A 7788-nucleotide genomic window follows, 5' to 3' on the forward strand; every position below is an offset into this window, starting at 1 on the left:
TACCGCCTGTACAACCGGTGGAACGGCGAGCACCTGTTCACCACGGACAAGGCGGAGTCGGACAGGCTGGCCGGCCTGGGCTGGACGGTCGAGGAGTCCGGCTTCAGCGTGTACTCCCAGGCGAAGTGATTCCGCTTAGGCGGGAGTGTTAAGGATCCTTCGGCTGCGCTCAGGATGACGTTGCTGCTTCTGTCATCCTGAGCGCAAGCGGAGGATCCTTCGTCATATCGCACTAAGCCACAGTGCAGAAGGTTAAGGATCCTTCGACTGCGCGCTGCGCGCTTCGCTCAGGATGACAGGAGGGGAGACTCCGCACCGCTCAGGATGAGAAATCGCTTAGCTCGCCGGCGAGGTCGGGCCATAGGTCACGCCATTCGGGGTTGGCGGCCTCGATCAGGGCGTTCTTCTTGGCTCGGGTCCAACCCTTGAGCTGCTTTTCGCGCGCGATCGCCGCAATGGGATCGGGCGTGGTCTCCATGTACACCAGTTTCGACACGTTGTAGCGCGCGGTGAATCCGTCCGCCGTATGGTTCCGATGCTCATGCATGCGCCGGACGATGTTGTTCGTGACCCCGATGTACAGCACCGTGTTGTGCCGATTGGTGAGCATGTACACGGTCATCATGATTTCAGGCTAACAGGCGTGATGGTCATTCTGAGCGAGCGGAGGGCACCAACGTCATCCTGAGCGAAGCCCGTCAGGGCGGAGTCGAAGGATCTTTCGTCATTTCGCATTGAGTCAATGGTGCGGAAGGTTAAGGATCCTTCGACTCCGCTACGCTCCGCTCAGGATGACGGGGGACGACCGCCGGGGCGCCGCTCAGGATGACGGGAGGGGGCTGCGCTCCGCTCAGGATGACAGAAAGCGGCTCTCCGGTCATCCTGAGCGAAGCCCGGTAGGGCGAAGCCGAAGGATCCTTGGTTTTCTGCATTATGACCCTGTGTGGAGTGGCGCATTCTGTCACATCGCAAGTAATCTGGTACGAGTTGATCATTCCGGGACGGAGAAGCATGTCGTATTCGATTGAATGTATGTGCCGCGGCGACGGCAAGGGCTACGCGAAGATCACGGGCGAGGGGCTCAGGGCCGATCGTCTGGTGGCGGTGGCCGAGGCGAAGAACGGTCAGACCATCGTGTGCGGCATCTACCCGTACGCCTTCCCGAACGAGGATCCCACCGCCGTGCGCCGGTCGGGCGACGAGCACGCGCTGGACAACAGCGGCATCGGATCGTGCGTGGTGGCCATGCCCCTGCTGGACGGCACGGACCTGCAGATCAGGCTGTACGATCGCGGCACGGAACAGGAAGGCGGCACGGAGCAGAACGGCAGCACCGCCGTAGCCCCCGTCTTCGAATTCCCCTTCAAGGCGCTGGCCAGCAAGATCAAGTCCCGCCTCGCATACAAGTTCCATCCGGAACTGGCCTCCGAGATCCGCGGCTTCGACCAGCGCCGCCTCGCCGTGTCCCCATACCTCTACGTAACGGGCATCTTCCCCGTGAGCCCCAGCGAGGTGTCCGTGCGCTTCACGGTCCGCTTCCCCAAGCGGGACATGGCCAATGGGGACATCGCCATCCGCGTGCTGGACGCCTCCGCCACCCCCATCGACGCGACGCCGATGATCATCGAGGACACCGACGTGTTCACGCGCGGCGACTTCAACGCCCCCATGTGGGAGCGCGTGTACGCCGTGCGCATCCCCAAGGACCCCCGGACCCTGTGCATCGAGGCCACCCAGGACGGCCACGGCCACCCCTACGGCAACTTCACCTGCATCCTGGCCCCCATGTTCGAGGGCTTCGTCAACGGCACGCTCAACGGCACCCGCAACGCCTACCATGAGCCGTCGTACCCCTCCTGGTTCGAGCGCCGCCGTGCCAACGTGAACGATCTGGCCGCCCAACGCGACGCGATCAAGGCGTGGGAGTACCAGCCCAAGATCAGCGTCGTCTCGGTCCTGTTCAACACCCCGGCAGCATACCTGACCGCCATGCTCGATTCCGTGCTCGGCCAGTCGTACGCCAACTTCGAGCTCGTGCTCGTCAACGTGAGCGGCCGCAACGCGCAGATCGACGCGATTCTGGACAGGTACCGGGACCCGCGCATCCGCATCATGGAGGCGGAGAACAAGAACATCGCGGACAACACCAACGTGGGCATCGCCGCATCCACGGGCGACTACATCGCCTTCGTGGACCACGACGACGTGATCGAGCCGGACGCCCTGTACCAGTACGTCTCCGCACTGCAGGACGATCGCGGCATCGATCTGATGTACTGCGACGAGGACCGTCTGGACAACGGCGAATACAACCACCCGTTCTTCAAGCCGCAGTTCAACCGCGACTGGCTGTACGCGTACAACTACGTGACGCACATGCTCATGGTCAGCCGCCACGCGCTCTCGCAGATCGAACTGTCCGGCGCGGACGTTGCCGGCGCGCAGGACTACGACATGATCCTGAAGATCTCCGAGGTGGCCCGGTCCATCAGGGCCATTCCGTACGTGCTCTACCACTGGCGCATCCACCAGGGCTCGACCAGCTCCAATCCCGGCAGCAAGCCCTACGCGGACGACGCCGGCCGGCTGGCCCTGAGCCGGCACTTCGAGCGCATCGGCGTCAAGGCCACCGTGCGCGAGTCCGAGCTGCCGTTCCGCTACCGCACCGAATACGCGCGCGACCACGATCCCAAGGTCAGCATCGTCATCCCCACCAAGGACCATGCGGCCATGCTGGCCCAGTGCGTCGATTCCGTGCTCAGGAAGACCGAATACCAGAACTACGACATCACGCTTGTGGAGAACAACAGCGTGGAGCCGGAGACGTTCGCGTATTACGAGCGTATCCAGAAGGAGTCGGACAAGGTCAGGGTGGTCACCTGGGAGGGCCACGGCTTCAACTATTCGGCCATCTGCAACTACGGCGCCAAGCAGTCCGACGGGGAGATCATCCTGTTCCTCAACAACGACACCGAGGTGATTGCCCCCGAATGGCTGGGCGCGATGGTCAACTACATGGCCCGCCCGGACGTGGGCGTGGTGGGCGCGAAGCTGATCTGCCGCGATGGGATCGTCTCGCACGGCGGCGTGTGGGTGTCCGTGAACAACGTGGGCTACATGGGATACGATCTGGCCGCGGACGACAGCGGCTACATGGAGACCATGCGCTACCCGTACAATCCGGAGGCTATCACGGGCGCCTGCCAGATGATCCCGCGCGCGCTGTTCGAACAGCTCGGCGGGCTGGACGAGTCCCTGGCCGTGGTGCTCAACGACGTGGACCTGTGCCTCAAGGCCGAGCAGGCCGGCTATGTGACCGTGTTCGAGCCCAAGGCGCTGCTCTACCACAACGAGCACACGTCCCGCGGGCGCGACGAGAACGATCCGCGCAAGCAGCGCAGGGCGGACGACGAGTACGGCCGGTTCTTCCTCAAGTGGAACCCCGTGCTGCGCCCGGGCCGGTTCATCAACCTGAACCTCAACCAGTACGACGGCAACTACAAGATCCGGTACTGACCGGGTCCGTCATCCTGAGCGCGGCGCAAAGGCCGTCCCTTGTCATCCTGAGCGAAGGCCCAACAAAGCAGCAACCCCCGTCATCCTGAGCGGAGGCCCAACGGGCCGTAGCCGAAGGATCCTTCGTCATTTCGCGCCAAGGCATAGTGCAGGAGGCCAAGGATCCTTCGACTCCGCTGCGCTCCGCTTGGGACGGAGAACCGTTTCCGTCATCCTGAGCGAAGCCCGTCAGGGCGTAGCCGAAGGATCCTTCGCCATTTCGCGCCAAGGTCATGGTGCAGGAGGTTAAGGATCCTTCGACTCCGCTATGTCCGGCTGCGCCGGACCGTCACCGCCTTGGCGGCGGCTCCCTTCGCCTACGGGCAGCCCACTGGGCTGCCCGCTTAACGGCTCAGCGCTCAGGATGACGGAAGGGCTCCCCTTTGCCGCCCACCGTAGTAAGCTATGCCCTAGTTTGAACGCAATGTGGAAAGTGCATATGAACAGAATCGTTTCACGGATGCTGACGGTGCTGGCCGCCGTCGGGCTGGTGGCCGGCGTGGGCATTTCGGTGAGCCATGCGCAGGGTTGGGCGTCCTCCGGCACCGTCGCCGCGGCGGCTCCCACCGCCACCCAGGCCTCAGCCACGCAGACCAGCGCCACGCTGATCGACGAATCGTTCGACGCCCAGACCACGCCCGCGGACTTCGGCTTCTCGTCCGACGCCACGGTGAGCGGCGGCGCGCTGACGCTTGAGCCGCGCTCCGGCGCCGGCCATGCCGCCCACCGCGACTTCGATCCCGAGGTCATTGGCCAGAAGCAGTTCGATCTGGCATTCACATGGTCCGTGGACGCCGAGGACGACCAGTCCGGCAACGGCATCGAGCTGCGCGATCTATACGGCCGTCTGCTGTTCGCGCTGTCCGGCGGCGTGGACGAATCGGGCAACGAGCGCATCGGCGTGGCCACCAAGGGTGCCGCCGTGGACGAGAGCAGCGCCGGCAAAGACAGCGGCCTGCCCTCCTACACGTACGAGCCGGCCGATCTGAGCCAGACGTACGCCATCGCCCTGCATGCTGACTTCACCACCAAGACCGTGGAATACAGCGTCAAGGACAAGGACGGCGATGTTGTTGTGGGCGGCACGGCGGCCACCAAGGCGACCAGCCTGTACCGCATGTATGCCGTGGCCTATCAGGCCGGCGGAGAGGGCGCGCAGACCATCGACGACTTCACCCTCACCGGCACGGACACCTCCACCGCATACCCGCTCAAGGGCAAGCGCGTCTACGCGTTCGGCGACAGCCTGATCGACGGCTTCCTGTACGACCAGGCCGGCTTCGTCACCTTCGCGTCGTACGCAGAAGGCTTCAAGCTCAACGATTACGCGCGCAACGGCGCCACGATCCTGCCCAGCGAGATCGACGCGCAGCACGGCGGCCAGATCCTCAAACAGGCCGCGAACGTGTCCGCCAACACGCCCGATCCGGATGTGATCGTGTTCAACGGCGGTACCAACGACACCCCGCTGGACAACACCACCGCCGCGGATGAAGAGGAATACACACAGTACTTCGAGCAGACCATCCGCACGTTCCACGAGAAGTGGCCCAGTACGCCGATCATCTACGTGACGGCCGCGAAAATGGGCTACGTGGGCTCCTACGGCGAGCAACAGCTGCACGATCTGGAACTGAAGATCTGCAGGAAATGGGGCGTGACCGTGGCCGACGTGTACGCCAACTCCGGTCTGGACACGCGCGTGGACACGCAGCGCAAAAAGTACTCGTTCGACGAGCTCGACGCCAACGGCCTGCCCGGCACCCCGGAAACCGTCACCTATGACGACCCGTCCAAGCAGCCCTCCGGCATCCATCCGAACCTCGACGGCATCGAGAAGTTCTACCAGCCCATCTTCACCAAGACCCTGCGCGCGGTGATCGCCGCACCCAGCGCGCCCGTCGACCCGAGCACGGGCCGCGGCGAGCTGCAGGATTTGGTGGACACCGCCTCCGCCTTGTCCGAGGCTGATTTCGAGGCCGAGGAATGGCCCGCATTCGCCAGCGCGCTCGCCAACGCAAAGAACGTGCTGGGCTCGGGATCGGGCGGTTCCGGGACGACGGGCGGAGCGGCCGGGGCGAGCCTGTACGGTGGCGCGTCCGATGCCGCGGACGGCCGATTCACGGAGGCCATCTCCAACCTGCGCACCGCCATGAACGCACTCAGGCAGAAGGCCACCACGCAGCTGCGCGTGCTCTACAACCCGCACAACGGCGACCATCTGTACACCACGTCCCTGGCCGAGTACAACCGTCTGATCTCCCTGGAATGGCAGAGTCAGGGCCTCGACTCCGGCTTCCCCGTGGCCTCCAGCGCCGCGCCCGGATCGACAGCCCTCTACCGCGTCTACAACCCCAACAACGGCGAGCACCTGCTCGTTGCGCACGGCGAGGCCAAGTCCCTGACCGCAATCGGCTGGACCGCCGAAACCGGCGCCGACGGCATCACTGGCACCCCGTACTGCTATCTTCCCCAGAACGGCACCGTCCCGGTCTACCGCCTCTACAACCCCACCCAGTCCCCGTCCAACGCCGACGGCCACTACTACACGTCCTCCGCCACCGAGGCCAGTAGCTTGGTGCAGGCCGGGTGGGTGCTCGAGCAGACGCTCTACACCGCCGAGTATTAAGCACCATCCCCGTCATCCTGAGCACGCGGAGCCGGGCCACCCCCCGTCATCCTGAGCGGAGGCCCAAGCCCCTTCCTCCGTCATCCTGAGCGGAGCGCAGCGGAGTCGAAGGATCCTTCATCATTTCGCGCAAAGCCATAGTGCAGGAAGTTAAGGATCCTTCAGCTTCGCCCTGACGGTGTCCGGCTGCGCCGGACCGTCGCCGCCTTGGCGGCGGCTCCCATCGCCTACGGACAGCCCACCGGGCTGTCCGTTTCACGGCTCAGTGCTCAGGATGACGGAAAGACACCCCTGTCATCCTGAGCGGAGGCCCAACGGGCCGTAGTCGAAGGATCCTTAACACCCCGCCTCAGCATCTCACAGCATAACCAATCGCCGCACGCCCGGGATCCTGCGCATCAGCCAGCACATCGCGCAGCTGATAGCTAGGATGACAAGCGCCTCCGCGCAGCACGCCCACAGACCGGGACCCAGCATCGCGATGAAGTTGATGTGCAGCGCGCGGAACGCGGCGATCAGGATCCAGTGGATGAAGTACACGCCCAACGTGTTCGCGCCGATCAGCGTGAAGACCCACGAGGCGATCCGGGTGCGCAGGCGGACCTTGCGCAGCATATAGTACAGCGAGACGGTCATGATCAGTACCAGCGGGTTGCTGTAGCCCCACACCACGTCGTGGCCGGGCTGGCCGCTGAACGCGAATGTGAGGTTGTATCCGAAGTACACGACCATCGCCGCAATGAGGACGATCAGGGCCGGGATCCACTCGGTGCTGCGCTGATCGGCCCTGCGATGCCCGGGCTGGCGCTGACTGGACAACAGGCCGCCGAGCATGAAGTACACCAGCGAGTACCCCTCGATGCCCCTCAGCGGATTGAACTGGTTCCAGATGTCGACGGTCGCCTGATTGCCCACGTTGCCGTAGCGGAGGAACTGCCACACGTCGATCAGCATCTGCACGCCCACCACTACGAACGTGGAGAGCACCGCCACCACTGTAAACGCCTCGATCCAGCCCCGATGCTGATCGAACGCGCTTTTCATGAGCGGGAAGAAGCAGTACATCACGAACAGCGCCGGCAGGAACCACAGATGATTGTTCAGCTGGTTCACCGGCTGCCACACGTTATGAACGATCTGCCGTGCCGACAGACGCTCCCACTGTCCCATTGCCACGAACGCCACCTGCGTGCCCACGCTCCACACCACCGTGAGCGCGATGAGCGTGACCATCTTGCGGATGTGCCGACGGATGTCCAGCGGCCTGTTGAACAGCAGCACCCCGTTGACGAAGAAGAAGATCGGTATGCATGTGGCCAGCAGTCCGGTGGCGAAGTAGTTCAATTGGGAGATGACGGCGTGAGGCGCATCCTTCATAAGCGCGGCCGCGTACAGTCCCGCCCCGGCGTGGTAGGCGATCACGAAGAAGATCGCGAGGGTCTTCAAGATGTCGAGGCCGGCGATGCGGGCGGGGGCGTTTGGCTCGGTTGGACGGGCGGGCGCGGTTGGGCGAGATGGGATCGGAGCGGCATGGGCGGCGGCGGGGGGCGGGTTGGGGGGCGTGGTGGGCGGGTGCCGCCGGGGCTGTCTCTCTGTCCGCGCTG

General features: G+C 64.3%; 5 protein-coding genes. 3 read left to right on the forward strand and 2 right to left on the reverse strand.

The window, feature by feature from the left end; all coding sequences use genetic code 11:
- Positions 1–6 precede the first annotated feature (6 nt).
- Complete coding sequence (locus tag EMO90_RS12775) at positions 7–129, forward strand: hypothetical protein (RefSeq protein WP_223851267.1); 123 nt, start codon at positions 7–9, stop codon at positions 127–129.
- Positions 130–319: 190 nt separating this feature from the next.
- Here the strand turns inward: EMO90_RS12775 and EMO90_RS11920 are convergent, their stop codons facing one another.
- A complete protein-coding gene (locus EMO90_RS11920; protein WP_223849871.1) occupies positions 320–625 on the reverse strand; it encodes a GIY-YIG nuclease family protein in 306 nt (101 codons plus the stop codon).
- A 386-nt stretch (positions 626–1011) separates the two neighbouring features.
- Here EMO90_RS11920 and EMO90_RS11925 point away from each other — a divergent pair, with 386 nt between their 5' ends.
- Both EMO90_RS11925 and EMO90_RS11930 read left to right on the forward strand, forming a co-directional pair.
- Positions 1012–3516: a glycosyltransferase family 2 protein gene (locus EMO90_RS11925; RefSeq protein WP_190972127.1), complete on the forward strand. Its 2505-nt coding sequence runs from the start codon at positions 1012–1014 to the stop codon at positions 3514–3516.
- 478 nt (positions 3517–3994) lie between these two features.
- Positions 3995–6184 carry a GDSL-type esterase/lipase family protein gene (locus EMO90_RS11930; protein WP_190972126.1) on the forward strand — a complete coding sequence of 730 codons (2190 nt, stop codon included), beginning with the start codon at positions 3995–3997 and terminating at the stop codon, positions 6182–6184.
- A 357-nt stretch (positions 6185–6541) separates the two neighbouring features.
- Here the strand turns inward: EMO90_RS11930 and EMO90_RS11935 are convergent.
- On the reverse strand, positions 6542–7788 hold a 1247-nt coding region (locus tag EMO90_RS11935), incomplete at its 5' end, for an acyltransferase (RefSeq protein WP_150395006.1).

Origin of the sequence: Bifidobacterium vespertilionis (assembly GCF_008698145.1) — a bacterium.
Lineage (GTDB): Bacteria > Actinomycetota > Actinomycetes > Actinomycetales > Bifidobacteriaceae > Bifidobacterium > Bifidobacterium vespertilionis.

Bases quoted from the DNA above. Each gene is read 5' to 3' on its own strand.
- EMO90_RS11920 (WP_223849871.1), bottom strand. From the start codon at position 625: ATGATGACCGTGTACATGCTCACCAATCGGCACAACACGGTGCTGTAC.
- EMO90_RS11925 (WP_190972127.1), top strand. From the start codon at position 1,012: ATGTCGTATTCGATTGAATGTATGTGCCGCGGCGACGGCAAGGGCTAC.
- EMO90_RS11930 (WP_190972126.1), top strand. From the start codon at position 3,995: ATGAACAGAATCGTTTCACGGATGCTGACGGTGCTGGCCGCCGTCGGG.